Origin of the sequence: Phaeobacter sp. (genome assembly GCF_022825805.1) — a bacterium.
Classification (GTDB): Bacteria; Pseudomonadota; Alphaproteobacteria; order Rhodobacterales; family Rhodobacteraceae; genus Phaeobacter.
On sequence record NZ_JAJDWC010000068.1, the window covers coordinates 1 to 24,653 of the forward strand.

A 24,653-nucleotide genomic window follows, 5' to 3' on the forward strand; every position below is an offset into this window, starting at 1 on the left:
CAGACGACCGCGCCGCCGATCTGCCCGTCTGGACACATCTCTACAATTGGCACAGACCACACGCGGCCCTAAAATCAAAACCACCAATCAGCCGGTTACGATTAAATCGGAACAACCTATTGAGGCTCCACACCTAGAGCGCGGCGAAGGCGTCTATGTCTTTGACAGCGATGGCAACAAATACATCGAAGGTCTCGCCGGTCTGTGGTGCACGTCGCTGGGATACAGCAGCACAGAGGTGATCGATGCGATCACCGAACAGCTGCACCGCCTGCCCTTTTCCCACACTTTTGGTGGCAAAACCCATCAGCCGATCCAGGACCTGGCAGAAAAACTGCGTGCGATGGTGCCTGTGGAAGATGCCTATATCTTTTTTGGCAACTCGGGCTCGGATGCGAATGACACCCATTACAAAATGCTGCGCTATTACTTCAACGCGATCGGCAAGCCGGAAAAGCGCAAGATCATCACCCGCGAGCGCGGCTATCACGGCGTGACCGTCGCGGCAGGGTCGCTGACTTCGCTGCCCGCCAATCTGGCGCATTTTGATGCCCCGCTGGAGGCCCTGCACATTCTGCGATCAGATTCGCCCCATTACTACACTGCCCGCAAAGGCAATGAGACCGAGGCCCAATTCGTTGAACGCATTCTGCAAAATCTGGAAGATCAGATCCTGGCGGAAGACCCCGACACCATCGCAGCGATGATCGTCGAGCCGATCACGGGGGCCTCCGGCGTGATTGTGCCGCCGGACGGATACTATGAAGGCCTGCAGGCACTGCTGCGCAAATACGGCATCCTGATCTGGGCGGATGAGGTGATCTGCGGATTTGGCCGTACCGGAGCAGACTTCGGCTGCACCACCATGGGCATCAAACCGGATCTGATGACCCTCGCGAAACAGCTGTCTTCGGCCTATTTTCCGATCTCCGCCTCGGTCATCCCTGGCTGGATGTATGACGCCATGGTGGATCAAACCAATGAAGTGGGCGTCTTTGGCCATGGCTACACCTATTCCGGTCACCCCGCGGCCTGTGCCGCGGCGCTGAAAACGCTGGAAATTTATGAGCGAGACAATCTGTTTGCCCATGCCGCCGAGGTTGGTGACCATCTGCAGGCCCAGCTGCGGGCCATGTTCAGCGACCACCCGCTGGTGGGCGAGGTCCGCGGCAAGGGGCTGATCGCCGCCCTGGAGCTGGTATCGAACAAAACCACTGGTGCCAGCTTTGACAAGGGTATTGCCGGGGCGACGGCGCAGAAACTCTGCCAGGACAATGGGTTGATCCTGCGTGCGGTGGCCGGGAATGCGGTCGCGCTGTGCCCACCGCTGATCATCACCAAGGACGAGGTGGATGAGTTGCTGCGCCGCCTGAAGCTGTCGATTGATGCCGCTTATGAAGCGTTGAAAGCGCAGGATCTGCTGGCGGTGTAACGTCGACTACGTGTTTCAGGCACCGCCTCAACGACGTGCTGCCTGCACGCGACGGGTGGTGTTCTGAAGCAAAGGTTAATTTTTTCCCCGTGATTGACGTTAGGTCACGTGCGAGCGTCAGCCTGCTCTCGCAGCATTTCAGGACCTACAGATTTTGTTTTCCCGTGAGGGACCGGGGGCCGGGCGGCGGCGCACCATTGGAGCACCGCCGCCTAGATTATCAGACTTCTCTTCATCAGATCCGCAGTCATCCGCAGCCTCTCGGCAGCGATATGCGCACCAGCGCCTCGCGCAGCGCTTAGGTACGCGGGGCTGATGCTGGTCTGTCTGTGTTGTCAGACGACCTTGTTCTCAGAAGACTTTGAAGGTCATCGTGGTCAGCGACCGTTCGATATCGGCGATATCGAGGAGATGGTCATTGATGTACTTGCCCACATCTTCATCGCCCGGAATGTAGAGTTTCATCAAGAGATCGAAATCCCCGCTGGTGGAATAGAGTTCCGAATGGATTTCGCGCAGCGCGATGTCTTCGGCAACTTTGTAGGTGGTGCCGGGTTTGCAGCGGATCTGGATGAAGACGCAGGTGGACATGGTGCCCCTCAACTGTTTGGGAATGCGTGGTTTGAGCAATAAGCTGACACGCGCGCGCGACAGAGGCAATCCCTGCCGACCGTCCTGCCCTGGCCTATTGCAGCCTGTCGCGAACCACTGTGCTGGACCTGCCGCGAGCGCGGGACGCAACAGTTTTATGCCAATTAACGCGTCAGGCTTGAGCGTCCCCCCGCCCTACCCCTATAAGCGGCGCAGGATATCAAGGACATGCCGACCATGCGTAGCGCTCAGATCACCCGCAAGACCGCCGAAACCGAGATCACCGTCGAGATCAACCTCGATGGCACCGGCGCCTATGACAATCAGACCGGGGTTGGGTTTTTCGACCATATGCTGGACCAGTTGTCGCGGCATTCCCTGATCGATATGACCATCCGCGCCAAAGGGGATTATCACATCGATGATCACCACACGGTGGAAGACACTGGCATTGCGCTGGGTCAGGCGTTGGTTGCCGCACTTGGCGACAAGAAGGGCATCAACCGCTATGGCGAATGTCACCTGCCGATGGACGATGCGCAGGTGCGCTGTGCGCTCGATCTGTCGGCGCGCCCGTTCCTGATCTGGAATGTGGATCTGCCCACGCAGAAGATCGGCACTTTTGACACCGAACTGGTGCGCGAGTTCTTTCAGGCGCTGAGCACCCATGGCGGCATCACCCTGCATATCGACCAACTGCACGGGTTCAACAGCCACCACATCGCAGAAGCGGCGTTCAAGGCCGTGGCGCGTGCGCTGCGCACGGCTGTCGAAACCGACCTGCGCAAAGCGGATGCGATCCCGTCGACAAAAGGCGCGCTGTGACATGCTGACCGCGATTATTGATTACGAATCCGGCAATCTTCATTCGGCAGAGAAAGCGTTTCAGCGGATGGCCCGCGAAGTGGACGCAGGTGAGGTGGTAGTGACCTCAGACGCCGATGTGGTGGCGCGGGCCGACCGTCTGGTGCTGCCAGGCGATGGCGCCTTTCCCGCCTGCGCCGAGGAGCTGCGCGGCCATCGCGGCATCTATGAGGCGATGGTGGAAGCGGTCGAGCAGAACGGCCGGCCGTTTCTGGGGATCTGCGTTGGCATGCAGCTGATGGCCACCACCGGGCATGAATACCGCGACACGCCGGGTCTTGGCTGGGTGCACGGCGATGTGGTCAAGATCACGCCTGAAGAGCACGCACTGAAAGTGCCGCATATGGGCTGGAACAATCTGGTGATTGACCATGACCACGCGATTTTCGACGGCATCACCTCTGGCGATCACTGCTATTTCGTCCACTCCTATCATTTCCGGGTGACAGACCCGGCCGAGCGGCTGGCGCATGTGGACTACGGCGGCGATGTCACAGCGGTGATCGGGCGCGACACCATGTTGGGCATGCAGTTCCACCCGGAAAAAAGCCAGGATATTGGCCTGCGGATGATCGGGAATTTCCTGACCTGGGCGCCGTGACACGCCGCACGCCGACCCTTGGTATATCATGATATTTTAAAAGCCATCTGCTGCGCAGGTGGCTTTTGTTTTGAGTATTTATGGAAAGATGACAGGCGAGGGCGCAATCAGGCTGCCGCCATGCGCAGCGACAAGGGCGCCACGCCATATGTCTTGCGGAACGCGCGGGTGAAGCCTTCGGGGCTGGCATAGGCATAGCGCCGCGCCACTGCCTCAACCCGGTCGCCCCGACTGAGATCCTGATGGGCGAGGATCAACCGCCAGCGCCGCAAATACCCCATCGGAGTTTCGCCAACGGCTGCAGCAAAGAGTTCGGCAAACCGCGACAGGGACAGGCCCGCGACCTCCGCCAGATCGGCATTGCTCCACAAGCGTCCGGGATGATCGTGCATCGCCACAACGGCGCGGCTGAGCCGGGGATCGGCCAGACCCGCAAGAAGCCCCGGCTCCGTCGCGCCACGCCGGATCTGGTTGCGCAAGAGCTGTACCATCAAGACCTCTCCCAACCGGTTGATGACCGATTGCGCACCGCAATGCTGCCCCTCTGCCTCGTACTTCATCAACTGGACCAGACCGTGGGCCTCGCGATTGGTGGCGATGTCATATTCCACCACCTCCGGCAAGGCCGCCAGAAAGGGATTGCTCTGCCCAGACCATTCCACCCGCGCGGCCCACATGGTGTTTTGGCCTGTTACATCGGGCATCACATCACGGGTGCCGTAGAGAATACGCTGAGGCGTGCCGTCGGGTGTTGCCAGTGCGATCAGATTGGCCTCTGCCATGTCAGCGGCGCGCACCGCAAGCTGGAAGCGATCCATCAGAGTTGTCAAACGGTCCATGATTTCGGGGTTTCCATCAGATTTTTCGGATTTATAAGACCGTAAATTGGTCCATCCTTCTTGGCAAGACGATGTTCATTCTTTGCACAAAGGACCACACCCATGCTGTTGCCCCGCCAAAAGACCCCGAACCTGACCCTGCCGACGCTCGACCATGGGGCATTTGATCTGTCCAAAGAAGAAGCACAGCGCGGCACCGTGATCTGTTTCTACCGCGGCCTGCACTGCCCGATCTGCGCCAACTACCTCAAAGAGCTGGAAAAGCGGGTCGAGGATTTTGCCAGCCGTGGCGTGAACTGTATCGCTGTCAGCTCAGATGGCGAAGAGCGCACCCGTGCCATGGCCGACAAGATCGAAGCCAAGAACCTGCGCTTTGCCTATGATCTGCCGCTGAGCGTGGCCAAGGATTGGGGGCTTTACATCTCCACATCGCGCGGCAAGACCTCGATCGGGATCGAAGAGCCTGCGCTGTTCTCCGAGCCGGGCCTGTTCATGGTGACACCGGAACAGACACTGTATTATGGCGCGGTTCAGACCATGCCATTCGTGCGCCCGCATTTCTCGGAGCTGCTGTCGGCGCTGGATTTTGCCATTGCCAACGATTATCCCGCGCGCGGCGAATACACTGGCGAGGTCTGATCGCCGCCCGCCCGATGTTGCACCCTTTGGCGCACATGGGATGGGCACCCTGATCGCAGAGGCCCGGCAGCTTGCCGGGCCTTTTTTGTGTTAAATCCTGTGCAGAAATCTGCGGTATCTGTGGCGCAACGGCCACCGCTGCCGCGACGGCGCATGCAACAGCGATGGACAGTTCATCCACAACTGGGCATACACGGCGAACCCAGACCCAAATACAGTCACTTGCAGGTCACCAACCGGTGCAGATCCGTCTCGAAAAATTCGACTATATCGAAGGGCAGCACCGGTATTGTGTACTGAGCCTGAGCCAAACCCTGTTTGGGGAATGGTGCGTCGAACAGGTGAACGGGCCGCTTGGCGCTGCTGGGGGGCAAGAACGACGACGGTATTTCCCAACCCAGCAAAGCGCATTGGAAGCTGCCGAACAGGACCGGGAGCGCCATATCAAACGCGGCTTTGTGCCGATCCCGGTTCAGCTGGGACTGTTCTAGGCGTGCCGCTGAAGGGCGGCACCTCTGGGCGAGATCGCTATTTCACCCGTGTCCAGGTCTGTTTCGAACAGATCAAACCCCCTGCCACGCAGCCGCGCAAGGCAAGTGACGCGCCGTTCAGATCCATCTTGCCGATGTAGATTTTGTCGTTCGAGGGCCGCCAGACCTTGCCCGCGTAGGACCCATCGCCCTTTGCAACCATGTCGATCACAAGCGTCTTGCCGATATTGGGCGAAGCATATTCCCCGCTGTCGTTGAAAGTCCGGCTGATTGTGCCACAGACGGCTGCGCCGCAGGTCGCCATGGTCACATGGGCGTAAGCACCGTCATCTGGCTGGGTCTTCCAGGTGCCTAATACTGGATCTGCAGACGCGGCAGTTGCCAGCCCCAGTATCAGCCCTCCGCCAAGAACAGCGCGCTTGGCAAGGCCCTTCATGGTCCGTTTTGTCATCATCAATCCTCCCTCTTTGGCTCCAGTCTGGCCGCCAAGTGGCTTTTCAGGCAAGCTTGACCTCAGGTCGCGTTGCAATCCGCTGCCGGCTTGTGCAAAACACCGCCAGCTGAATTTGCCGAAGGACAGCCCAGATGATCCTCTATCCCGCCATTGATCTCAAGGATGGTCAGGCCGTGCGCCTGCTGCATGGTGACATGGACAAGACCACCGTGTTCAACGACAACCCCGCAGCTCAGGCGCTGGAGTTTGTCGCGGCGGGCTGCGAATGGTTGCATCTTGTGGATCTGAACGGCGCCTTTGCCGGGGAGCCGGTCAATGCCGCCCCTGTCGAAGAAATCCTGAAACAGACCAAGGTGCCCGCACAGCTGGGCGGTGGTATTCGCGATATGGCGACCATCGAACGCTGGATCGACAAAGGCCTCGCACGGGTCATCCTGGGCACTGTTGCGGTGGAGAACCCCGATCTGGTGCGCGAGGCAGCGCGCGAATTCCCCGGCAAAGTCGCGGTCGGCATCGATGCGCGCAACGGCAAGGTCGCGACCAAGGGCTGGGCCGAGGAAACCGATGTGATGGTCACCGATCTCGCCAAGTCGTTCGAGGACGCAGGCGTTGCGGCCATCATCTACACCGACATCATGCGCGACGGCGCGATGAAAGGTCCGAATGTGGAGGCAACGGCCGATCTGGCGCGCGCCGTATCCATCCCGGTGATTGCCTCCGGCGGCGTGTCCTCGCTGCAGGATCTGAAAGATCTGAAATCCTGCGGTGCGCCCTTGAATGGCGCGATTTCGGGCCGTGCGCTTTATGACGGGGCCATTGATCTGAAAGAAGCATTGGCGGTGCTAAGGGGCTGACCAGCCGTTATTGCCCCATCGTCCAGCCGCTGATAGCTGGCCTGTGGATGTGGCTGCGACATCCTGCTCATGCGGCACCGCGTCCTGTTTCGGGGCGTGGTGTTTTTTGATCTGCTGCTATGCAACCACCCATGCTGAAAGGATGGCATATGGCAACGCCGCAGATCATCAAAACACCCCTGCCTCAAACGGCCCGGATCTGGGCACAGATGACGCCTGGCGATTTCATCGACGGCTATGCGGTCCATAGCGCGCTCAGCCCGCGCCAAGCGATGGAGGTGGGGCTGAGCATGCCCAACTGGGCTGCCGCACTTTTGCGGTTGCGAAACCGGCTTGTCGCACCTCTGGGGCTCAAAACCGAGGTTTCGGACAGCGGCAGCGATGCGCTGTTTCCCATCCTTCATGACAGCGAAGATGAGCTGATCCTGGGCACAGATGACAGCCATCTCAACTTTCGCATCACCTTCCTGCGCCGGGATGGGCGGCTCCATATGGGCACATGGGTGCATCGCAACAACTGGCTCGGGCGGGTCTATCTGGCCGTGGTAATGCCCTTTCACGTGCTGATCGTCCGCGACAGTCTGCGCCGGATTGCCCGCCATGCACCAAATAGCAGCGCGATTGCATCCCAACCGCCCGCACAGTAAAGAAAACCCAACGCGAGCGGCCAAGGGGCATATCATGCTGAAGACCCGTATCATCCCCTGTCTGGACGTGGCTGATGGCCGCGTGGTGAAGGGTGTCAATTTTGTTGGCCTGCGCGATGCGGGCGATCCGGTGGAATCGGCCAAGGCCTATGATGCCGCCGGCGCGGATGAGATCTGTTTTCTGGATATTCACGCCACCCACGAAAACCGCGGCACCATGTTTGATGTGGTGCGGCGCACTGCGGAACAGTGCTTTGTGCCACTGACCGTCGGTGGCGGTGTGCGCACCAAAGAAGACGTGCGGGCGCTGCTATTGGCGGGCGCCGACAAGGTGTCTTTCAACTCTGCCGCCGTTGCAAACCCCGATGTGATTGCCGAGGCCGCAGATCAATTCGGCAGCCAGTGCATCGTCTGCGCCATCGACGCCAAGACGGTATCGCCTGGCAAATGGGAAATCTTCACCCATGGTGGGCGCCGCGAAACCGGCATCGACGCGGTTGAATTTGCCAAACTGGTTGTCGCCAAGGGCGCGGGGGAAATCCTGCTGACATCGATGGATCGCGATGGCACCAAATCAGGATTCAACCTGCCGCTGACGCGGGCGATTTCGGACGCTGTTGATGTGCCGGTGATTGCCTCGGGTGGTGTCGGCAATCTGGACCACCTGGTGGACGGCGTGACAGAAGGCGGCGCTGCGGCGGTGCTGGCGGCATCGATCTTCCACTTTGGGGAATACACCATCCAAGAGGCCAAAGAACACATGGCGGCGGCCGGTATCCCGATGAGGTTGACATGAGCGTTCTGCATGCACTCGAAGCCACGATCGCCGCGCGCAAGAGCGCAGATCCGGACACCAGTTGGACCGCAAAGCTGCTGTCCAAAGGTCCGGAAAAATGTGCCGAGAAATTCGGGGAAGAGGCCATTGAAGCCATCATCGAAGCGGTGAAAGACGACAAGGGCGCGCTGGCGACCGAAGGCGCAGATGTGCTCTATCATTTTCTGGTGATGCTGGCGGCGCGGGATGTTGCTCTGGATGATGTGCTGGCGGTTCTGGCCGAGCGTCAGGGCCTGAGCGGCATCGCTGAAAAGGCCGCCCGACCCAAGGGCTGAGGCCAGGCAGCGGGTCAAGGGAGGCGCAGCCTCCGCGCGCCAGCGCGGCGTGCCCTTGACGCGCACTTTGAAACACACTCGGCAAGGCCCTTGAGGGCAAGCCTGCCCCTCAGGGGCGTCTCAGCATAGAATCAGCGCCGCGCAGCGGCGCTTGGCCCAACAGCGGAGGCCGTCCGACAGGACGGCTGAAACTGGCGGGAGCGCCCTGCCCGACCGATCCGTCAGAGTTTGGATGAAATGATCCCGGTGGCAAAGCCACCCATGCGCAACTCACCGAACAGGCGCTGATATTCGATCTTGGGACAGCGGTCTTGGATCACGGTCACGCCCTGTGCCTCTGCCTTGGCTGCGGCCTCTGCGTGTTCGACCCCAATCTGCATCCAGATCGCCTTCAGCCCGTCACAGACCTCCAATGCTTCATCTACAATGGCAGGCACCGCCTCGGAACGGCGGAAGATATCCACCATATGCACCGGCTCGCGAATATCGCTGAGGCTTGCGTGGATCTGTTGACCAAACAACATCTTGCCCGCATGGCCGGGATTGATTGGCAGAACGCGATAGCCCTTGAGCCCCAGATAACGGGCGACAAAATAGCTTGGGCGCACGGGATTGGTCGAGACGCCGACGACGGCGATGGTCTTGACCGCGTGCAGGACGTTTTTCAGGTCAGTGTCGTGATACTGCGGCATGGTCCCTCACATTCCTCGCCCACATGCGTGCTAAGGCGCCTAAGACGACGGTACGCGTTGTGCGTCGAAGCACAAGGTCAAAGCGTAGCGCACCCTGCCGCAGACCCGGCGTTTGGCGCACAAAAAAGCGCCCAGGTGAGGCCTGGGCGCGAGGTATGGAACGAGGGACAGTGAAAAAGATCATCGAAGGTTCCAATTCGAGATCTGTTAATAATATGGGAACGCCCTGTGGATAAGGAAAGGGAACCTCTCAAATTCGTGACATTTCCTCACGTTGGCCGGGGTGCTCAGGTTGGCCAGGGCCCTTTCGTTGACCAGGAGAAATGACGCCTAGTCTCGGCAGCCCCTGCCCTGATCAGTCGCGCAGGACCTGCGGCCAGCGCGCCTCCGCCCGTGTCAGGTGCTGACGTTGATTGGACTGCCATCGCGTCATGGCCTCGCGGTTATTCAGGAGGTACAGCCGCCCGTCGGAGATCACAAACAGGGTTGGATCGCCAGGTTTCAGCACGCCCTGGGCGAGCGCATAGGCGCAGTAGCCGCCAAATTGTGGCGCATAGGCATGGGGGTTGCTTTCGAACCGGGCCAGATTGTCCGCAGTGTGAAAGCGCCACATGGCGCCGCGCCACTTGATGGCGAAGGAGCCTGTCCCTGCGCGGGGCTGCCCACCGGCAAAGAAACTGACCACATCATGCCCCCCGGCGGCCAGCCCATCGGACTGCGACACCAAGGCAGGCTGGGCCGCTGCCGGGCCAAGCGCGCTGCCCAGCATAACCACCCCAAGACCTACGCTCAGCGCCATGGCGCCGGACAGCGACAGGGCCGCTGTGCGGGCTCTGAGCAGGACGTAGGACGCACCCGACCAGAGTGTCGGGTTGGCTGCAGAAAAGTCTGTGTGTGGCACGCGTGCTGTCATGGCTCAATTCTGCCGTCAGGGCCCGGCAGTGCCTAGGCCCTTGACGCATTTGTGATAGTTTATTGACGTAAGGTTAGATCGCTTGGCCCGCCCTCAGCGCGCGAGAGACGCGTAGAGCGCAATAGCCGCAGCATTGGACACGTTCAGTGATCCAAATCCACCAGCAAAATCGATCTTTACCAGATGGTCGACAGTCTCTTTGGTCTTTTGCCGCAGCCCCGGCCCCTCCGCTCCCAGCACCAGCGCCACGGGATCGCCCTTGCGCCCATCAAGAACGGTTTCGATGGTCTGCTCTGCCTCGCCATCGAGGCCCAGCACCAAAAAGCCCATGCGCTGCAGCTCAACGATGGTGTCGGCGAGATTGCGCATCCGCAGATATGGCTGTCGCTCCAGCGCGCCGCTCGCGGTTTTGGCCAGCGCGCCCGTCTCCGGTGCGGAGTTGTGCCGCGTGCCGATCACCGCACTGGCGCCAAGCACCTCCGCAGAGCGCAGGATCGCACCTACGTTATGGGGGTCGGTCACCCGGTCTAGGAGCAGAACCCGCGGCACCTCAGCACCGATGCAGTTTTCGGCCAAACCACCCCAGTCTAACGGTTTGACCTCCAGCGCTGCGCCCTGGTGGACGGATTGCGGATCAATTGGGGGTTTGAATTTGCGCGGGTCGATGACTTCGGCTTCGATACCAGCCTCGGCAATGGCATCGGCCAGTTTGACCTCTGCGTTTTTGGTGACCATCAGGCGCAGTTTTTCGCGGTTGGGGTTGCGCAGGGCGTCGCGCACCGCGTGCAGGCCAAACAGCCAGACGGTCTCCGCGGAAGCAGCCTTTTTGGCTTGTTCTTTTTCGACGACCCATTTGGGTTTCTTGGACATTTTGCTCTCCGGCAGAAAGAAAGTGCAAGGCGCGGGAAAAACTTTCGATTTTCCTGTTGACGCCCGTTTGGCCTGCTAGTAATCACGCCTCCACGTCAGGTGCAACAGCGACCTGACAGTGGGCGACAGGCCGCAAGGTGTGGCAGGGGACTGTAACTCCCTCGCGGAGACGCACGCCTGGTTCGATTCCAGGGTCGCCCACCATCTTCCTCTCTTTTTCAATAACAATCAAAGAGAATAGATGGTGGCCATCCGCCTGCGGTGATTTCCACTAAGTCACTGGAACAGAACGCTTTCCCATCACACTGCTGTAGCTGTGTTGTCACATCGCGCCTGGATCCCGTGATTACACCCATAGATCGTGCCGGCAGATCGCGCCATGTAGTTGCGCCACATCGCAACCGGCGCAAGTCAGGAATAGAGCCCGCCGCCCTGCCCTGCAAAGACAGTTGACAGAGCCCCCTTCAGGGCTCGTCAATTGATGTCTTGGGTGGGGGGGGTTGAGCGAGCACGCCCAGCCCGCGTGTCAGGCAGATTGTTCCGCCTCGGCCACCGCCAGATGCACCCAACTGACGAGCGCCTCCAGCTCTGCGGTGGCTTCCTGTGCGATGCCTTCCGAAAAACTCTCAAACGCGGAGACATTCATGCGATTGACGCCGGTGACAACCACAACGCCACGCGCCAGCGCGTCGCCAATCACCGGACGCATCCCACGCCCGTCCGCTTCGTGTTTGCCGAATTTATTGACCAGCAGCACCTGCGGCGCGGGCGACTGCGCCAGAACAGCGTTCACCTGCCCCACAGCGCGTTCCAGCGCCTCAGGGTTAAGCCGACAGCCGCGGGCCTCTGGCCCCAGCGACTGGGAGATGCGAATGGTCTCTCCTTCGGGCAGCACGCGCACATCCATATCGCACAGCTCGTTGTCATAGCATTCCGTGTTGCTTTGCACGATGCCTGCCAGTCGCAGACCGTCGGCCTGCAGACGTTCCGCCAGCGCGCTCAGCAACCGGTCGGTGGCACCGCGTTCCTCGGTCATGACATAGGACAACTGCATTTTGAGCCTCTCGCTAGAACTTGTATCGCCTGACCGGCAAGCTAGCGCCAAACAGCGCGAACAACCAGAGGCACCGGCCTGAAGAAATTGGCGCCAGCGACCTTGGCTCAGTCAGATGCAGCTTCCCGTGCAGATCATGTGCAGATCAGCGCTTTTGCGCCAGAACCATCACCGGATCATAGGTCAAGCGCACCCCGCCGGGGACGGAAAACAGTTCCTTGTAGCGGTCCTCGAAGATCGCCAGCTGCGCCCGTGTCCAGCCACCACGTGATTGCCCGTTGACGCCCGTGGCACGCAAATGCCGCAGCACCGCGCGCGGGCTTTCGAATGTCAGCGTGATGAGGGATTGGCGGATCTCAACGCAGTCAAGCTGTGGCGGCAATACCCGCGCCCATGCACCCCGATCCATGTAGTTTGGCGCCCCAGTTTGTGAGCCAAGCGCGACAAGCTCCTGAAAATGGGCGGTACCGAAGCTGGACAGCGCCAGCCAACCGCCCGGTTTCAGCGCGCTCGCACAGCGGTGCAGCAGCAGCGGCAGGTCCGGGATCCACTGCACCACGGATGCTGCCGCGATCAGGTCCAGCTGCGGTGGCAGGACGAGCGTTTCAATTGGACCGGCGAGGAAAGTGGCCGTGGCACTATGCTTGTCCAGGACCGGCTGCAGGCCGTGTTCGGCCTGATCTACCAGATCATTCAACCATAGCTGATCCAACAGGAATCGTTGCAGCAGCGCGTTGGTCAAATGCCCGGTGCCTGCTCCGAATTCGACGCTGCGGTCAAATCCCACAGCCTGTGCATGGGCCGCCAACATCTGCGCCAGTTCGGTTGCGATCTGTTCCTGAACCTGCGCCGCGTCATGGTAGCTGGCCAGCCCACGGCGAAACGCTCGCGCCACGCGGGTTGTGTCTGCGGTATGTGGGGCGAGATCTTTCATGCCAGCAACGCCTGCCAGCTGTCGAACTCCGCAAATGGCGCATGGGCCGCGTTTGGAAGGTCGCGCACGGGTGCATCAGCCCAGGCGGCACGCTGATTGTCTGCGGTGAAAATCCGGTCGCGCCCGCTGATCCAGACCCGATCAAAGGCCACCATGGGCGCCGGACCGCGGGCTGCGACAGCGTATAGCTCCTGCTGACGGGCGGCCACATCAATGGACATAGGCGGCTGCGGCGCATTGAAGGCGCGGCGCAGAAACGTGGCAAAACGCGCGTTTGTCAGCGTCTCGGCCGTTTGCGTCATGACCTCAGGCGGGATGCCAAAGGTGCCATCAACCGGGATCAACGTGCCATTCACGGCGACCTTGCGGGCAAATGGATCCGCCTTGCCCTGCTGCCAATGGGCATAGGAGGCGACGCCGAAAGACCAGGCCAGCAGCGACACATGGCTGTAACCGCTCAGATCCGGCAAGGCCGCATCCAGATCGCGGTAATCACTGACAAACAACAGATCCTGCGCACCGGTCAGATGGGCGAACACATCTGGCCCGATGGCCCAGCCGCCGAAGACCACGATGGCCTCGGCTGCATTGGTCCGTTTGAGCCAGCGCATCTCCATGGATCAGAGCTCTCGCGCCAGGCGCAGCATCCCAGCAGTGATCTGGCTGAGCTGGTCTGGTGTCGTGATGAAGGGCGGCATGGTGTAGATGTTGTGGCCGAAGGGGCGCAGAAACACCCCCATTTCAGGGGCCAGGGCATGGGCCTCATCTGCAGAGACGCGGTGTTTCATCTCAATGACGCCAATGGCGCCCAAAACCCGCACATCCGCCACATTGGGCAGGCTGCGCGCAGGGGCAAGCTCTGCCTCCATCTGCGCGGCAATGGCGGCAATACGAGATTGCCAGTACTGCGCTGTCAGCAGATCGAGCGAGGCTTTGGCAGCGGCGCAGGCCAGCGGGTTGGCCATATAGGTCGGCCCGTGCATGAAAATGCCCGGCTCGCCACCGCCGATGCCATTGGCGACGCGATCATTGGTGATCGTGCACGCAAAGGAGATATGACCCCCTGTCAGCCCTTTACCAAGGCAGATGATATCCGGCTCCACCTCGCAAAACCCTGTGGCGAACATATGTCCGGTGCGGCCAAACCCCGTGGCGATTTCGTCGAAAATCAACAGGATGCCTCGTTCATCACAGAGCGCGCGCGCCTGATTGAGATATTCAGGGTGGTAGAAATACATCCCCCCCGTTCCCTGCACGACAGGCTCCAGAATGAAGGCTGCGATCTTGTCGCGACCTGCATCCAGAACGCGGCGCAGCTCGTCCAGACCATTGCGTGTGGGATCGTCGATCCAGTCCTCCTGCAGACGGATAGGCGGGCGCGAGACGAAGTGCTGCACGCTGAGGGCGCCCTGAAACAGATGATGCATCCCGGTGTCGGGATCACAGACGCTCATCGCTTTCCAGGTGTCCCCGTGGTAGCCCGAGCGCACTGTTGCAAATTCGCTGCGCCCCGGATGGCCCAGAGCGTGCTGGTACTGCACGGCCATTTTCATCGCCACTTCGACCGACACGGATCCAGAATCGCAATAAAAGATGCGGGTCAGACTGTCTGGGGTGATGGCCAGCAGCTTGCGGCCCAGGTCGATCGCGGGATCATGGGTCAGACCACCAAACATGACATGCGGCAAGGTATCGAGCTGGTCATGGATCGCCTGGGTGATCGACGGATTGCGGTGACCATGCATCATGCACCACCACGATGACATCGCATCGATCAGCCGGGTGCCATCATCCAGCGTGATATGCACACCTTCGCTTTCCTTGACCACAAAGGTGGGGCCAGGCTTGGCCACATTCGTGTAGGGATGCCAAAGATGCTGCTGGTCGAACTCCAGCTGGCTCAAACCGTCGTGGCTCATGCGGAAACATCCTGTGACAGGTTGGTCTTGGCCGGGGCACCCTGGGCCAGCGCGGCTTTGATGGGCGCCAGATCGATGGCAGTGGCAAAAGCCGCCGCCAGCGTCGCGCTTGTCAGATCCGCAATGACCGGCAGACGTCCCAGATACGGGACATTTGCGAAATCACAGATCGTCTCTTCCACCGCGGGTTCTGGTGCCCCAATGAAGGCAACCCCCACAACAGCGCAGCCCGCGTCGCGCAGCGCCTTCAGCGACAAGAGCGTGTGATTGATCGTGCCCAACTGCGTGCGTGCACACAGAACAACCGGAGCCCCCCAGCGCGCGAACAGATCAAGATAGAGCATATCCCGGTTCAGCGGCACCATCAGCCCGCCTGCGCCCTCCACCACCAGCGGACCCTCGGCCTGTGGCAATGTGAGCGTGTCTGGATCAATCACGGTATTCTCCGCCTCGGCTGACAGATGCGGCGAGGCCGGCAACTCCAGCAGATAACCCTCGGGCAACACAGGGCGGCCGGACAGGCGGGCCACAATCTGGCTGTCTGTTTCGTCTTCCAGCCCGGATTGCACCGGTTTCCAGTAGGTTGCGGACAAAGCCTGCACCAGACCGGCGGAAAAAATGGTCTTGCCGATGCCGGTGTCGGTGCCAGTGACGATCAGATGTGACATGGGGCTGTCTCCATTTTCCGGGCCAGATCCTCGAACATCGTGGTGATGACGGATGCAGGTGTGTTGAGCGTGATGGACAGTCGCAACCGCGAGGTGCCGCGCGGGACTGTGGGCGGTCGGATGCCCCGGATATCATAGCCCAAGCCCTGCATGTCGGCGGCAAGGGCCATGGTACGTTTGTCATCGCCGATGATGACCGGCAGGATCTGGCTCTGGGCGCCGGACAAACCGCACAAACGGCTGGCCTCTGCCTGCGCGTGATGGATGCCCTGCCAAGCCAGTTCGCGGCGCTGTGGGTTGCGTTGCAGCTCGTGCAGAGCCGCGCGCACCAGTGCTGCGTTCAGGGGCGATGGCGCAGTCGCATAGATGAAACCGCGCGCCTTATTGATCAGCGTGTCGATCAGCACCTTCTGGCCGCAGATCAACGCCCCGGACACACCCAGTGCCTTGCCACAGGTATGCAGGCTGAGCACGTTTGGGCGCGCAGCCATATCATGGCCAAGCCCGCGGCCATTGTCCCCAAAAACGCCCGTGGAATGGGCCTCATCCACCACGAGCACCGCGTCCTGCGCATCGGCGAAGGCCAGAAAGTCCTGCAGCGGCGCGGTATCGCCATCCATGGAATAGACTGCCTCAACGGCGATCCAGACCTGCCCATCACCGCCAGCAGCCCGCCACTCCGCCAGCACGCGGCTCGCGTCTGCGATGTCACTATGGGCAAAACTGCGGGTCTCCGCCCGTCCCAGGCGCATCCCGTCATGGGTGCTGGCATGGATCAGCGCATCATAAAGAACCAGATCGCCCTGTTGCGGCAGAACGGAGAAAATCGCCTGATTGGCATTGAAGCCACCGCCCATGAACAGGGCTGCTTCGGTGCCAAAGAACGCTGCAGCGTCCTCTTCGAGGCGCTGATGTTCGCTGTCATTGCCGCGCAGCAGGCGCGATCCACCCGCCCCGACGGGCACGCCGCGCGCCAAGGCGTCCGCGGCTGCGGCACGCAGAATATCGCTGTCTGCCAGGCCTAGATAATCATTGGAGGCAAAGTCGTGCCCCGCGCGCGGCATCAAGTGACGAAAGCGCCCGCGAGTGCGGAGCGCTTCCAGTGATTTTTCATGCCGTGCAAAAGACGCCGTCATCAGCGGCTGCCGTCGCAGCCCACAGCCATGGCTGTGATGCCAAGTTTATCAAACAGCTGCTGATCCTTGTCTTCTTCCGGGTTGTCAGCGGTCAGAAGCGTGTCGCCAACAAAGATCGAATTCGCACCGGCAAAGAAACACATCGCCTGCATTTCGTCGGACATATCGGTGCGTCCGGCAGACAGGCGCACATGCGATTTCGGCATCAGGATCCGGGCCAGCGCGACAGAGCGCACGAATTCGATCGGGTCCAGTTTCTCGACATCGGCGAGCGGTGTGTTTTCGATCGGGATCAGCATGTTGACCGGCACGGAATCAGGGTGCTCTTCGAGCGTCGCGAGTGCCAGCATCATGTCGATCCGGTCCAGTTGCTGTTCGCCCATGCCGACGATGCCCCCAGAGCAGACCTTCATGCCCGCTTCGCGAACCCGGTTGAGCGTTTCAATGCGGTCCGCAAAGGTACGGGTCGTGATGATCTCGGAGTAGTAGCGTTCGGAGGTGTCGATGTTGTGGTTATAGTAGTCCAACCCCGCGTCGCGCAGGCGGAACACCTGATTGTCATCCAACATGCCAAGGGTCATGCAGGTCTCCATACCGAGATCCTTGACGCCTTTGACCATCAATTCCAGCGCCGCCATATCGCGGTCCTTCGGCGAACGCCAAGCGGCGCCCATGCAATAGCGGGTTGCCCCCGCCTCTTTGGCGCGGCGTGCTTCTGCGATCACCCGCTCCACTTCGATCAGCTTGGAGGCCGACAGCTGTGCCCCGTTGCGTGCGGACTGGGAGCAATAGGCGCAATCCTCGGCGCAGCCACCGGTTTTGATGCTCAGCAGTTTGGATTTCTGCACCTGGTTGGGATCAAAATGCTGCCGGTGCACCGTGTGCGCCCGAAACAACAGGTCCATGAACGGCATGTTGTAGATCTGTTCCGCTTCTTCGCGGGTCCAGTCTGTTCGGATCGGTGTGGCATCCAGCATGGTGGCTCCAGATTTTTATAGATAAAATATCGCGCGCTGCGATGGTCGTTGCTGAATTAATAGATAAAAAACCAATAGCCTGACAAGGGGTTTCGCATCCGTGCCAAAACCACTGTTCAGCGATCTGCAAGCAACTGATTTTAAGTAATAAAAATTTTAAGCTCAGCTTCTTTTAACTTTATGGTTGACGGCAAAGCCTGCGTTCCCCTACGTCTTTGGATACGCAGGGGAGTCCCGCCCAAGGGACTGAGAGGCTGATTGGAACCATGTTCCGGTGACGCGACCCTTAGAACCTGACCCAGTTGATACTGGCGTAGGAAGCTAGGTTTGCATCGCCGCAGGAACCGTATGTCCCACCGGCTTTGCAAGACTGAACAAGGGGTCCGTACAGCCCCTGTTTCCCGAGCCAAACCTCATCTGGTGTCTTTTCCAAGTCTCGACTTTGAGGAGCACCAAAATGAATGTCCCCAACCCGAAAATCACCACGGGCGCTTTGCCTGCGTCGCGCAAAATCTATGTGAGCGGCGAACTCCATGATGACCTGCGCGTCCCGATGCGCGAAATCGCCACCCACCCCACCGCGGGCGAGGCACCGCTGCCGGTCTATGACAGCTCTGGCCCCTACACCGACCCCGACGTATTGACGGACATTCGCCAAGGCCTGCCAGCGCTGCGGCGCGCCTGGATCGAAGGCCGGGGCGACGTGGAAGGCTATGTCGGGCGCGATATCAAACCCGAAGACAACGGATTTGTCGCAGGCGAGCGGTTGACCCCGGAGTTCCCGGTTCGCCCCGCACCTTTGCGCGGCAAAGACAGCAAAGCCCCGACCCAGCTGGCCTATGCCCGCGCCGGGATCATCACCCCCGAAATGGAATTCGTGGCGATCCGGGAAAACCAGCTGCGCACGCTGTCCCCCTGCCACGCAGAACGTGATGGCAACGACTTTGGCGCCAATATCCCCGACTACGTGACGCCAGAGTTTGTGCGCTCTGAAATCGCAGCGGGCCGCGCCATCATTCCCGCGAACATCAACCACCCGGAAATCGAGCCGATGATCATCGGTCGGAACTTCAAGGTGAAGATCAACGCCAATATGGGCACCTCGGCGGTGACTTCCTCAATGGAGGAAGAGGTCGACAAACTGGTCTGGGCCATCCGCTGGGGCGCCGATACCGTGATGGATCTGTCGACCGGTCGCAACATCCACAACACCCGCGAATGGATCATCCGCAACAGCCCCGTGCCGATTGGCACCGTGCCGCTCTATCAGGCCCTGGAAAAGGTGAACGGCATCGCCGAAGACCTGACCTGGGAGGTGTTCCGCGACACGCTGATCGAACAGGCCGAACAGGGCGTGGATTATTTCACCATCCATGCAGGCGTGCGTCTGCACATGGTGCCGATGACCGTGAACCGGGTGACGGGGATCGTCTCACGCGGGGGGTCGATCATGGCGAAATGGTGCCTGCATCACCACAAAGAGAGCTTCCTCTACGAGCACTTCGAAGAGATCTGCGACATCTGCCGCCAATACGACGTGAGCTTCTCTCTGGGCGATGGGCTGCGTCCCGGCGCAATCGCCGATGCCAACGACGAGGCGCAGTTTGCCGAGCTGGAGACGCTGGGCGAATTGAGCAAAATCGCCTGGGCCAAAGACTGTCAGGTGATGATCGAAGGCCCTGGCCATGTGGCCATGCACAAGATCAAGGAGAACATGGACAAGCAGCTGGAGTGCTGCCACGAGGCGCCGTTCTACACGCTTGGGCCACTGACCACCGATATTGCGCCAGGCTATGACCACATCACCAGCGGCATCGGGGCCGCCATGATCGGGTGGTTCGGCTGCGCAATGCTGTGCTACGTGACGCCGAAAGAGCATCTGGGCCTGCCCGACCGGGATGATGTGAAAACCGGCGTGATCACCTATAAGATCGCAGCCCATGCCGCCGACCTGGCCAAGGGCCTGCCCGGCGCGCAGCGCCGCGACGATGCGCTCTCTCGCGCGCGGTTTGAGTTCCGTTGGGAGGATCAGTTCAACCTCTCGCTGGATCCGGACACCGCCCGCGATTTCCACGATCAGACCTTGCCGAAACAGGCGCATAAAGTGGCCCATTTCTGTTCCATGTGCGGACCGAAATTCTGTTCGATGCGGATTTCCCACGACATCCGTGCCGAAGCGCAGAAAGAGGGGATGGAGGCAATGGCCGCCAAATTCCGCGAAGGCGGCGAACTCTATGTGCCTGCCCCCGAGGCTGCGGAACCCGCGGAATGATCACCATTGCAGGTGCGGGCCTTGCGGGCCTCGCCTGCGCCTATGAACTGGCGCAGCGCGGGGCCGAGGTGCGGGTCTATGATCGCGCCAGTGAGATCGGTGCGGCCAGCGTGTCACGCTATGCAGGTGGCATGCTCGCGCCCTGGTGTGAACGCGAAAGCGCTGAAGAGGCGGTGATCACCCTCGGGGGCCGCGCCATCGACTGGTGGAGCAATGTCACCCCTGTTCACCGGCGCGGCACGCTGATGGTGGCGCCTGCGCGCGACCGGGCAGAGCTTACCCGCTTTGCCCGCCGCACCAGCGGATACAAGGGCGTCGGTGGCGCTGAGATCGAGGCACTGGAACCCGCACTCGCCGGTCGATTTCAGCAGGGGCTGTTTTTTGACCAAGAGGCGCATCTGGATCCACGACAAGGTCTGATCGATCTGGCGCAGGCCGCGGTGAAGGCCGGGGTGGACCTCCGGCTGGGCCACCCTGCCCCGAAACAGGTGGATCTGGATTGCACTGGCATGCCCGCAGGTGATCAATTGACAGATCTGCGACCGGTCCGGGGGGAAATGGCCATTCTGCATTGCCCCGGATTGGAGATCACCCGCACGCTGCGGCTGCTGCATCCACGCATCCCGCTCTATCTGGTGCCGCGCGGAGACGATCATTTCATGATCGGAGCCACCATGATCGAGAGCAGCTCGACCCGTCCGGTCTCCCTACGCTCGCTCAGTGACCTGCTGAATGCGGCCTTCGTCCTTCACCCGGCTCTGGCCGAGGCCAGTGTGGTCGAAACCGGCACCGGTCTGCGCCCTGCCTTTCCTGACAATCTGCCGCGCGTGACGCAGCTGGGCGGCACTCTTTTTCTCAACGGGCTCTATCGCCACGGATTTCTGCTTGCGCCCGCGATGGCCATGCAGGTGGCCGACCGCCTGCTACCGGAGACACAAGATGCACATCACCGTCAACGCCAAAGCGCATGACATCACCGCTGATACGCTGGAGAGCGCATTGGCAGAACTGGGCTTTACCAGCCCAGCGATCGCCACAGCGGTCAACGGCAAGTTTGTCGCCCGCAATCGACGCGCAGAGCTGCGCCTGACCGAGGGCGACCGCCTGGAGGTGCTGGCCCCCATGCAGGGAGGATGATCATGCGTTTGTACGACACCGACATCCGCTCTCGGCTGCTGCTTGGCACCGCGCAATACCCGTCTCCGGCGGTACTAACGGATGCGATCCGGCAAAGCGGCAGCCAGATCATCACCGTCTCGTTGCGCCGCGAAACGACCGATGGCAGCGGGGCGGGTTTCTGGTCCCAGTTGCGCGATCTCGACTGTCTGATCCTGCCCAACACCGCTGGATGCCACACGGTGAAGGAGGCTGTGACGACCGCCCATATGGCGCGTGATCTGTTCGACACCCGCTGGATCAAGCTGGAGGTCATCGGCCATTCGGATCTGCTTCAACCGGATGTTTTTGCCCTGGTCGAGGCCGCGCGCATCCTGACAGAGGATGGTTTCCAGGTCTTTCCCTATACCACCGACGACATCGTTGTGGGGGAGCGACTGTTGCAGGCTGGCTGTGAGGTATTGATGCCCTGGGGCGCGCCAATCGGATCAGGCCAGGGGCTGCGCACCCCGGATGCACTGCGCGCGATGCGGGCGCATTTCCCTGACACGCCTTTGATTGTGGATGCGGGCATCGGTCGCCCGTCGGATGCCACCAAAGCGATGGAACTGGGCATGGATGCGGTGCTGCTGAACACTGCCGTCGCCAAGGCCGGGGATCCCGCAAAGATGGCGCATGCCATGGCGCTGGCCATTGTAGCGGGTCGACAGGGCTATGAGGCCGATCCGATGGACCCCCGCGATCTGGCTGTGCCATCGACACCGGTGCTTGGGCTGGCGGATCTGAACTGACGGGTTTTGACAGGCCGGTTTGAACAGACAGATGTGAACCGGCGGCACAGCCCAACAAGGAGAGTGAGAATGGAGCGATTTTATCTGATTGTCAGCCACGTCAGCCAGGTGGAGCTGTTGGTTCCGCTGGGGGTGCGGCTGGTGCAGCTGCGGCTTAAGGATCTGCCCGATCACGAAGTGCGCCGACAGATCGCCCGGGCGCGGGATTTCTGCGCCGTGCATGATGCGCAACTCGTGGTCAACGACCATTGGCAGGCCGCGATGGATCTGAACTGTGGCTTTGTGCATCTCGGTCAGGAAGACATGGACACCGCAGACTTTCCGGCATTGCGACGACACGGGATCCGCTTTGGGCTGTCGACCCATGATGAGGCCGAGCTGGACCGCGCCCTGGCGCTAGATCCCAGTTATGTTGCACTCGGGCCCGTTTATGAAACCCTGCTGAAAAAGATGCCATGGGCGCCACAGGGGCTGGATCGTGTCACCCGCTGGAAAGCGCTCGCCGGATCAACCCCTCTGGTGGCCATTGGCGGTCTGACGCCAGAGCGGCTGCCCGGCGTTTTCGCAGCCGGTGCAGACAGTGCAGCCGTGGTTACGGACATCCAACAGGCCCCTGACCCCGAAGCACGCACCGCCACCTGGATCGAGGCCTGCCGCAGATGAGCCGGTTTGACAGGCAGATCGCCCTTCCCGAGGTCGGCCCAGACGGACAGGCCAAACTGGCATCCGCCCATGTTCTGGTGGTGGGTGCCGGCGGATTGGGCAACCCAGTGCTGCAATATCTTGCAAGCGCGGGCGTCGGAGAGATCACGGTAATGGACGGTGACATCGTCGAGGAGAGCAATCTGCCGCGGCAGCCGCTGTTCACCGCGACCGATATTGGCCGCAACAAAGTGGATGCCGCACGCGACAGGCTGCATGCGATGGCGCCAGAACTGCGGCTTCATCCCCATGCGCGCGATCTGACCCCCGACAATGCAGAACAGGCCATTGCCCAGGCCGATGTCGTGGTGGATGCCGCCGACAGTTTTGCGGTCAGCTATACCCTATCGGATCAGTGTCAGCGCCTGCACAAACCCCTGGTCAGCGCCTCTGCGCTGGGTCAGGCCGGATATGTCGCGGCAGTCTGCGCATCGGTGCCCTCGCTGCGGGCGATCTTCCCGGAGCCGCCGTGCAACAGTGCGACCTGCGCAGACGCTGGGATCATGGGGCCGGTTGTCGGGGCCATCGGATCCCTGCAGGCCCAGATGGTGCTGAAACTGTTGCTGGACCACAGCCCCAGCCCGCTCGGGCACATGATCCACGTCGATATGGCGCAGTTGCAGATTGGCCGGTTTGACTTCTGCGACGCGGTTGAGCCGACATCATCCATTCCTTTCATCGGCCGAAACAGCCTCAGCAGCAGGGACCATGTGATTGATCTGCGCAGCACCGACGAAGCGCCAGCGCTGGTCTGCACAAATGCGCATCGCCTGCTGCCGGAGGCAGTGTTGACCACAGACCTGCCAAGCGATGCCCCGCGCATTGTGCTGGCCTGCCGCAGCGGACTGCGGGCTTGGCGCACGGCGCTGGCCCTTGGGCCTGCGCTGGCCCCACGTCTTGCATTACTGGCCGTCGGTGCACGCGGATGAGCGCCATCATGATCATTGCAGGCACCGACAGCAGTGGCGGCGCCGGTCTGACCCGTGACACAGCCACTGCTGCGGCCTTTGGCTGCCATGTCGTGCCTGTTGTCACCGCCGTGACAATCCAGACGGATCACACGGTGCAGCATATCGAGCCCGTCCCCCCGGGCGTGATCGCCGCACAAATCCGTGCAGGCGCCGAAAGCCACACACTGCGTGCCATCAAAATCGGTATGATCGGGCGCGCCGAAGCTGCCCATGCCATCGCCATGGCACTGACCGAGTGTCTGCCAGAGGTTCCACTGATTCTGGATCCGGTGCTGCGCAGCAGTTCGGGCACCGCTTTTCTAGCGTGTCAGCCCCTGACCCCGCTGATTGCGCGCAGCACGTTGATCACCCCCAACCTGGAAGAGGCCGCGCAATTGACACAGCAGCCGCTCTCGGAACAAGGCGATGCGCTGGAACGCCAAGCCAGACATTTGATGCGGCAGAGCGCGCAGGCGGTTTTGATCAAAGGCGGTCATGGGCGCAGCGACAGATCCTGCGACTGGCTGTTTACCGCGGAGCAAACCACCCGGTTTGATCGCCCGCGCCACCGATATGGGCGACGAGGCACCGGATGCGCACTATCAACCGCGATCGCAAGTAGCCTCGCACAGAAACACGATCTGCTCTCAGCCTGCGAAACCGCGGGTGATTTTGTGCACAATTGGATCAGGACAGGACGCATGGTCCCCTATCCTGTGTAAGAAAGACCAATATGACGAACCACATGTAAAAGCCCCGGCAGTAACCGGAGCTTTTGTTTTCTGTGCATTCAAGATCTGGCGCGGAGGCTCAGAAGTCTTGCCAGATGTCTTTCGCAGTGTTGCCGGAGATTGCGGCTGCGGCGGGTTGCGGGGTGACATCTTCTTCGATGTTCCAGTCGTCGCCATGTGCGCTTGGTGCACTCGGGGCGCTGGGTTTGGTGGCTGCCTGGTTGGCCGCCGGGGGCATTGCGGCAGGGCGCGCGCTTGCGCTGCTACCGGCGACTTTGAAATGCGCCACCAGTTGCGCCAGTTTGCTGGCATCGGTGTTCAGCATATGGCTGGCGGCGGTGGCTTCCTCCACCATGGCGGCATTCTGCTGCGTCACCTGATCAAGCTGGGTCACGCCGGTGTTGAT

General features: G+C 60.9%; 29 protein-coding genes, 1 tRNA gene, 2 pseudogenes and 1 riboswitch. Of the genes and pseudogenes, 18 read left to right on the forward strand and 14 right to left on the reverse strand.

Features of this window, described 5'->3' with window-relative positions:
- Both Q0C28_RS07430 and Q0C28_RS07435 read left to right on the forward strand, forming a co-directional pair.
- Positions 1-137: pseudogene (locus Q0C28_RS07430) on the forward strand (IS481 family transposase); the annotation flags it as partial.
- Positions 101-1,432: an aminotransferase gene (locus Q0C28_RS07435; RefSeq protein WP_293574368.1), complete on the forward strand. Its 1,332-nt coding sequence runs from the start codon at positions 101-103 to the stop codon at positions 1,430-1,432. The pseudogene Q0C28_RS07430 and the gene Q0C28_RS07435, both read left to right, overlap by 37 nt.
- A 351-nt stretch (positions 1,433-1,783) precedes the next feature.
- Here Q0C28_RS07435 and Q0C28_RS07440 read toward each other — a convergent pair whose 3' ends face one another.
- Positions 1,784-2,023 carry an Lrp/AsnC ligand binding domain-containing protein gene (locus Q0C28_RS07440; RefSeq protein WP_293574313.1) on the reverse strand — a complete coding sequence of 80 codons (240 nt, stop codon included), beginning with the start codon at positions 2,021-2,023 and terminating at the stop codon, positions 1,784-1,786.
- Positions 2,024-2,260: 237 nt separating this feature from the next.
- Between Q0C28_RS07440 and hisB the strand changes: the two genes are divergently transcribed.
- Together hisB and hisH are read left to right on the forward strand one after the other, a co-directional pair.
- The gene (gene hisB / locus Q0C28_RS07445; RefSeq protein WP_293574315.1) at positions 2,261-2,848 is read left to right on the forward strand and encodes an imidazoleglycerol-phosphate dehydratase HisB; all 588 of its coding nucleotides are present in this window, start codon (positions 2,261-2,263) and stop codon (positions 2,846-2,848) included.
- Position 2,849: 1 nt separating this feature from the next.
- Positions 2,850-3,488, forward strand: a complete 639-nt coding sequence (gene hisH, locus Q0C28_RS07450) for an imidazole glycerol phosphate synthase subunit HisH (RefSeq protein ID WP_293574317.1) — start codon at positions 2,850-2,852, stop codon at positions 3,486-3,488.
- Positions 3,489-3,595: 107 nt separating this feature from the next.
- Here the strand turns inward: hisH and Q0C28_RS07455 are convergent, their stop codons facing one another.
- Positions 3,596-4,327: an AraC family transcriptional regulator gene (locus Q0C28_RS07455; protein WP_293574319.1), complete on the reverse strand. Its 732-nt coding sequence runs from the start codon at positions 4,325-4,327 to the stop codon at positions 3,596-3,598.
- A gap of 102 nt (positions 4,328-4,429) precedes the next feature.
- Between Q0C28_RS07455 and Q0C28_RS07460 the strand changes: the two genes are divergently transcribed.
- Positions 4,430-4,966, forward strand: a complete 537-nt coding sequence (locus Q0C28_RS07460) for a peroxiredoxin-like family protein (RefSeq protein WP_293574321.1) — start codon at positions 4,430-4,432, stop codon at positions 4,964-4,966.
- Between the two features lie 239 nt (positions 4,967-5,205).
- Positions 5,206-5,457: a WGR domain-containing protein gene (locus Q0C28_RS07465; protein WP_293574323.1), complete on the forward strand. Its 252-nt coding sequence runs from the start codon at positions 5,206-5,208 to the stop codon at positions 5,455-5,457.
- Positions 5,458-5,494: 37 nt separating this feature from the next.
- Here the strand turns inward: Q0C28_RS07465 and Q0C28_RS07470 are convergent, their stop codons facing one another.
- Positions 5,495-5,908, reverse strand: coding sequence for a DUF2147 domain-containing protein (locus Q0C28_RS07470; protein ID WP_293574325.1), 414 nt, complete (start codon positions 5,906-5,908; stop codon positions 5,495-5,497).
- Positions 5,909-6,042: 134 nt separating this feature from the next.
- On the opposite strand from Q0C28_RS07470, the gene hisA reads away from it, so the two are divergent.
- The 4 genes from hisA (at position 6,043) to Q0C28_RS07490 (ending at position 8,522) form a co-directional block, all read left to right on the forward strand.
- Positions 6,043-6,765, forward strand: coding sequence for a 1-(5-phosphoribosyl)-5-[(5-phosphoribosylamino)methylideneamino]imidazole-4-carboxamide isomerase (gene hisA / locus Q0C28_RS07475; RefSeq protein ID WP_293574327.1), 723 nt, complete (start codon positions 6,043-6,045; stop codon positions 6,763-6,765).
- 149 nt (positions 6,766-6,914) lie between these two features.
- The gene (locus Q0C28_RS07480) at positions 6,915-7,412 is read left to right on the forward strand and encodes a DUF2867 domain-containing protein (protein WP_293574329.1); all 498 of its coding nucleotides are present in this window, start codon (positions 6,915-6,917) and stop codon (positions 7,410-7,412) included.
- A gap of 34 nt (positions 7,413-7,446) precedes the next feature.
- Positions 7,447-8,208 (forward strand): imidazole glycerol phosphate synthase subunit HisF, encoded by a 762-nt coding sequence (gene hisF, locus Q0C28_RS07485; protein WP_293574331.1) that lies wholly within the window; start codon positions 7,447-7,449, stop codon positions 8,206-8,208.
- On the forward strand, positions 8,205-8,522 hold the full coding sequence (locus Q0C28_RS07490) for a phosphoribosyl-ATP diphosphatase (protein WP_293574333.1): 318 nt from the start codon (positions 8,205-8,207) through the stop codon (positions 8,520-8,522). The genes hisF and Q0C28_RS07490 overlap by 4 nt, the downstream gene beginning before the upstream one ends.
- Before the next feature lie 221 nt (positions 8,523-8,743).
- Here the strand turns inward: Q0C28_RS07490 and Q0C28_RS07495 are convergent, their stop codons facing one another.
- The 3 genes from Q0C28_RS07495 to rlmB form a co-directional block, all read right to left on the reverse strand.
- A complete protein-coding gene (locus Q0C28_RS07495) occupies positions 8,744-9,214 on the reverse strand; it encodes a CoA-binding protein (protein ID WP_293574335.1) in 471 nt (156 codons plus the stop codon).
- Positions 9,215-9,569: 355 nt separating this feature from the next.
- A complete protein-coding gene (locus Q0C28_RS07500) occupies positions 9,570-10,115 on the reverse strand; it encodes a YHS domain-containing (seleno)protein (RefSeq protein ID WP_293574337.1) in 546 nt (181 codons plus the stop codon).
- Between the two features lie 105 nt (positions 10,116-10,220).
- Positions 10,221-10,997 (reverse strand): 23S rRNA (guanosine(2251)-2'-O)-methyltransferase RlmB, encoded by a 777-nt coding sequence (gene rlmB / locus Q0C28_RS07505; RefSeq protein WP_293574339.1) that lies wholly within the window; start codon positions 10,995-10,997, stop codon positions 10,221-10,223.
- Between the two features lie 120 nt (positions 10,998-11,117).
- Between rlmB and Q0C28_RS07510 the strand changes: the two genes are divergently transcribed.
- Positions 11,118-11,201, forward strand: a tRNA-Tyr gene (locus tag Q0C28_RS07510).
- Between the two features lie 322 nt (positions 11,202-11,523).
- Here Q0C28_RS07510 and Q0C28_RS07515 read toward each other — a convergent pair.
- The 7 genes from Q0C28_RS07515 to bioB all read right to left on the reverse strand — a co-directional run bounded on the left by Q0C28_RS07515 (position 11,524) and on the right by bioB (position 17,685).
- Complete coding sequence (locus tag Q0C28_RS07515) at positions 11,524-12,051, reverse strand: DUF2478 domain-containing protein (RefSeq protein ID WP_293574341.1); 528 nt, start codon at positions 12,049-12,051, stop codon at positions 11,524-11,526.
- A gap of 145 nt (positions 12,052-12,196) precedes the next feature.
- The gene (locus Q0C28_RS07520; protein ID WP_293574343.1) at positions 12,197-12,985 is read right to left on the reverse strand and encodes a methyltransferase domain-containing protein; all 789 of its coding nucleotides are present in this window, start codon (positions 12,983-12,985) and stop codon (positions 12,197-12,199) included.
- On the reverse strand, positions 12,982-13,602 hold the full coding sequence (locus Q0C28_RS07525) for a pimeloyl-ACP methyl esterase BioG family protein (protein WP_293574345.1): 621 nt from the start codon (positions 13,600-13,602) through the stop codon (positions 12,982-12,984). The genes Q0C28_RS07520 and Q0C28_RS07525 overlap by 4 nt, the downstream gene beginning before the upstream one ends.
- Before the next feature lie 3 nt (positions 13,603-13,605).
- Complete coding sequence (gene bioA / locus Q0C28_RS07530) at positions 13,606-14,904, reverse strand: adenosylmethionine--8-amino-7-oxononanoate transaminase (protein WP_293574347.1); 1,299 nt, start codon at positions 14,902-14,904, stop codon at positions 13,606-13,608.
- Positions 14,901-15,572, reverse strand: coding sequence for a dethiobiotin synthase (gene bioD, locus Q0C28_RS07535; protein WP_293574349.1), 672 nt, complete (start codon positions 15,570-15,572; stop codon positions 14,901-14,903). The genes bioA and bioD overlap by 4 nt, the downstream gene beginning before the upstream one ends.
- Positions 15,560-16,708 carry an 8-amino-7-oxononanoate synthase gene (locus Q0C28_RS07540; protein WP_293574351.1) on the reverse strand — a complete coding sequence of 383 codons (1,149 nt, stop codon included), beginning with the start codon at positions 16,706-16,708 and terminating at the stop codon, positions 15,560-15,562. Before Q0C28_RS07540 ends, bioD begins: the two co-directional genes overlap by 13 nt.
- Positions 16,708-17,685, reverse strand: coding sequence for a biotin synthase BioB (bioB, locus tag Q0C28_RS07545; RefSeq protein WP_293574353.1), 978 nt, complete (start codon positions 17,683-17,685; stop codon positions 16,708-16,710). Before bioB ends, Q0C28_RS07540 begins: the two co-directional genes overlap by 1 nt.
- 215 nt (positions 17,686-17,900) lie before the next feature.
- Positions 17,901-18,022, forward strand: a riboswitch (TPP riboswitch).
- A gap of 120 nt (positions 18,023-18,142) precedes the next feature.
- Here bioB and thiC point away from each other — a divergent pair.
- The 7 genes from thiC to Q0C28_RS07580 all read left to right on the forward strand — a co-directional run bounded on the left by thiC (position 18,143) and on the right by Q0C28_RS07580 (position 24,238).
- Positions 18,143-19,957 carry a phosphomethylpyrimidine synthase ThiC gene (thiC, locus tag Q0C28_RS07550; protein ID WP_293574355.1) on the forward strand — a complete coding sequence of 605 codons (1,815 nt, stop codon included), beginning with the start codon at positions 18,143-18,145 and terminating at the stop codon, positions 19,955-19,957.
- Positions 19,954-20,928 (forward strand): FAD-dependent oxidoreductase, encoded by a 975-nt coding sequence (locus Q0C28_RS07555; RefSeq protein WP_293574357.1) that lies wholly within the window; start codon positions 19,954-19,956, stop codon positions 20,926-20,928. The genes thiC and Q0C28_RS07555 overlap by 4 nt, the downstream gene beginning before the upstream one ends.
- Positions 20,897-21,094: a sulfur carrier protein ThiS gene (gene thiS, locus Q0C28_RS07560; RefSeq protein WP_293574358.1), complete on the forward strand. Its 198-nt coding sequence runs from the start codon at positions 20,897-20,899 to the stop codon at positions 21,092-21,094. The genes Q0C28_RS07555 and thiS overlap by 32 nt, the downstream gene beginning before the upstream one ends.
- 2 nt (positions 21,095-21,096) lie before the next feature.
- Positions 21,097-21,864: a thiazole synthase gene (locus Q0C28_RS07565; RefSeq protein ID WP_293574360.1), complete on the forward strand. Its 768-nt coding sequence runs from the start codon at positions 21,097-21,099 to the stop codon at positions 21,862-21,864.
- Between the two features lie 69 nt (positions 21,865-21,933).
- Entirely contained in the window at positions 21,934-22,527 is a 594-nt protein-coding gene (locus Q0C28_RS07570; protein WP_293574362.1) for a thiamine phosphate synthase, read from the forward strand.
- A complete protein-coding gene (locus Q0C28_RS07575) occupies positions 22,524-23,495 on the forward strand; it encodes a HesA/MoeB/ThiF family protein (protein WP_293574364.1) in 972 nt (323 codons plus the stop codon). The genes Q0C28_RS07570 and Q0C28_RS07575 overlap by 4 nt, the downstream gene beginning before the upstream one ends.
- Positions 23,492-24,238, forward strand: a complete 747-nt coding sequence (locus Q0C28_RS07580; RefSeq protein WP_293574366.1) for a hydroxymethylpyrimidine/phosphomethylpyrimidine kinase — start codon at positions 23,492-23,494, stop codon at positions 24,236-24,238. The genes Q0C28_RS07575 and Q0C28_RS07580 overlap by 4 nt, the downstream gene beginning before the upstream one ends.
- Positions 24,239-24,326: 88 nt before the next feature.
- Here Q0C28_RS07580 and Q0C28_RS07585 read toward each other — a convergent pair.
- Positions 24,327-24,653: pseudogene (locus tag Q0C28_RS07585) on the reverse strand (hypothetical protein); the annotation flags it as partial.

Excerpts from the sequence above, each read along its gene's own strand:
- Q0C28_RS07440 (WP_293574313.1), bottom strand. The coding sequence starts at position 2,023 with ATGTCCACCTGCGTCTTCATCCAGATCCGCTGCAAACCCGGCACCACC.
- hisB (WP_293574315.1), top strand. The coding sequence starts at position 2,261 with ATGCGTAGCGCTCAGATCACCCGCAAGACCGCCGAAACCGAGATCACC.
- hisH (WP_293574317.1), top strand. The coding sequence starts at position 2,850 with ATGCTGACCGCGATTATTGATTACGAATCCGGCAATCTTCATTCGGCA.
- Q0C28_RS07455 (WP_293574319.1), bottom strand. The coding sequence starts at position 4,327 with ATGGACCGTTTGACAACTCTGATGGATCGCTTCCAGCTTGCGGTGCGC.
- Q0C28_RS07460 (WP_293574321.1), top strand. The coding sequence starts at position 4,430 with ATGCTGTTGCCCCGCCAAAAGACCCCGAACCTGACCCTGCCGACGCTC.
- Q0C28_RS07470 (WP_293574325.1), bottom strand. The coding sequence starts at position 5,908 with ATGACAAAACGGACCATGAAGGGCCTTGCCAAGCGCGCTGTTCTTGGC.
- hisA (WP_293574327.1), top strand. The coding sequence starts at position 6,043 with ATGATCCTCTATCCCGCCATTGATCTCAAGGATGGTCAGGCCGTGCGC.
- Q0C28_RS07480 (WP_293574329.1), top strand. The coding sequence starts at position 6,915 with ATGGCAACGCCGCAGATCATCAAAACACCCCTGCCTCAAACGGCCCGG.
- hisF (WP_293574331.1), top strand. The coding sequence starts at position 7,447 with ATGCTGAAGACCCGTATCATCCCCTGTCTGGACGTGGCTGATGGCCGC.
- Q0C28_RS07490 (WP_293574333.1), top strand. The coding sequence starts at position 8,205 with ATGAGCGTTCTGCATGCACTCGAAGCCACGATCGCCGCGCGCAAGAGC.
- Q0C28_RS07495 (WP_293574335.1), bottom strand. The coding sequence starts at position 9,214 with ATGCCGCAGTATCACGACACTGACCTGAAAAACGTCCTGCACGCGGTC.
- rlmB (WP_293574339.1), bottom strand. The coding sequence starts at position 10,997 with ATGTCCAAGAAACCCAAATGGGTCGTCGAAAAAGAACAAGCCAAAAAG.
- Q0C28_RS07515 (WP_293574341.1), bottom strand. The coding sequence starts at position 12,051 with ATGCAGTTGTCCTATGTCATGACCGAGGAACGCGGTGCCACCGACCGG.
- Q0C28_RS07520 (WP_293574343.1), bottom strand. The coding sequence starts at position 12,985 with ATGAAAGATCTCGCCCCACATACCGCAGACACAACCCGCGTGGCGCGA.
- Q0C28_RS07525 (WP_293574345.1), bottom strand. The coding sequence starts at position 13,602 with ATGGAGATGCGCTGGCTCAAACGGACCAATGCAGCCGAGGCCATCGTG.
- bioA (WP_293574347.1), bottom strand. The coding sequence starts at position 14,904 with ATGAGCCACGACGGTTTGAGCCAGCTGGAGTTCGACCAGCAGCATCTT.
- bioD (WP_293574349.1), bottom strand. The coding sequence starts at position 15,572 with ATGTCACATCTGATCGTCACTGGCACCGACACCGGCATCGGCAAGACC.
- Q0C28_RS07540 (WP_293574351.1), bottom strand. The coding sequence starts at position 16,708 with ATGACGGCGTCTTTTGCACGGCATGAAAAATCACTGGAAGCGCTCCGC.
- bioB (WP_293574353.1), bottom strand. The coding sequence starts at position 17,685 with ATGCTGGATGCCACACCGATCCGAACAGACTGGACCCGCGAAGAAGCG.
- thiC (WP_293574355.1), top strand. The coding sequence starts at position 18,143 with ATGAATGTCCCCAACCCGAAAATCACCACGGGCGCTTTGCCTGCGTCG.
- Q0C28_RS07555 (WP_293574357.1), top strand. The coding sequence starts at position 19,954 with ATGATCACCATTGCAGGTGCGGGCCTTGCGGGCCTCGCCTGCGCCTAT.
- thiS (WP_293574358.1), top strand. The coding sequence starts at position 20,897 with ATGCACATCACCGTCAACGCCAAAGCGCATGACATCACCGCTGATACG.
- Q0C28_RS07565 (WP_293574360.1), top strand. The coding sequence starts at position 21,097 with ATGCGTTTGTACGACACCGACATCCGCTCTCGGCTGCTGCTTGGCACC.
- Q0C28_RS07570 (WP_293574362.1), top strand. The coding sequence starts at position 21,934 with ATGGAGCGATTTTATCTGATTGTCAGCCACGTCAGCCAGGTGGAGCTG.
- Q0C28_RS07575 (WP_293574364.1), top strand. The coding sequence starts at position 22,524 with ATGAGCCGGTTTGACAGGCAGATCGCCCTTCCCGAGGTCGGCCCAGAC.
- Q0C28_RS07580 (WP_293574366.1), top strand. The coding sequence starts at position 23,492 with ATGAGCGCCATCATGATCATTGCAGGCACCGACAGCAGTGGCGGCGCC.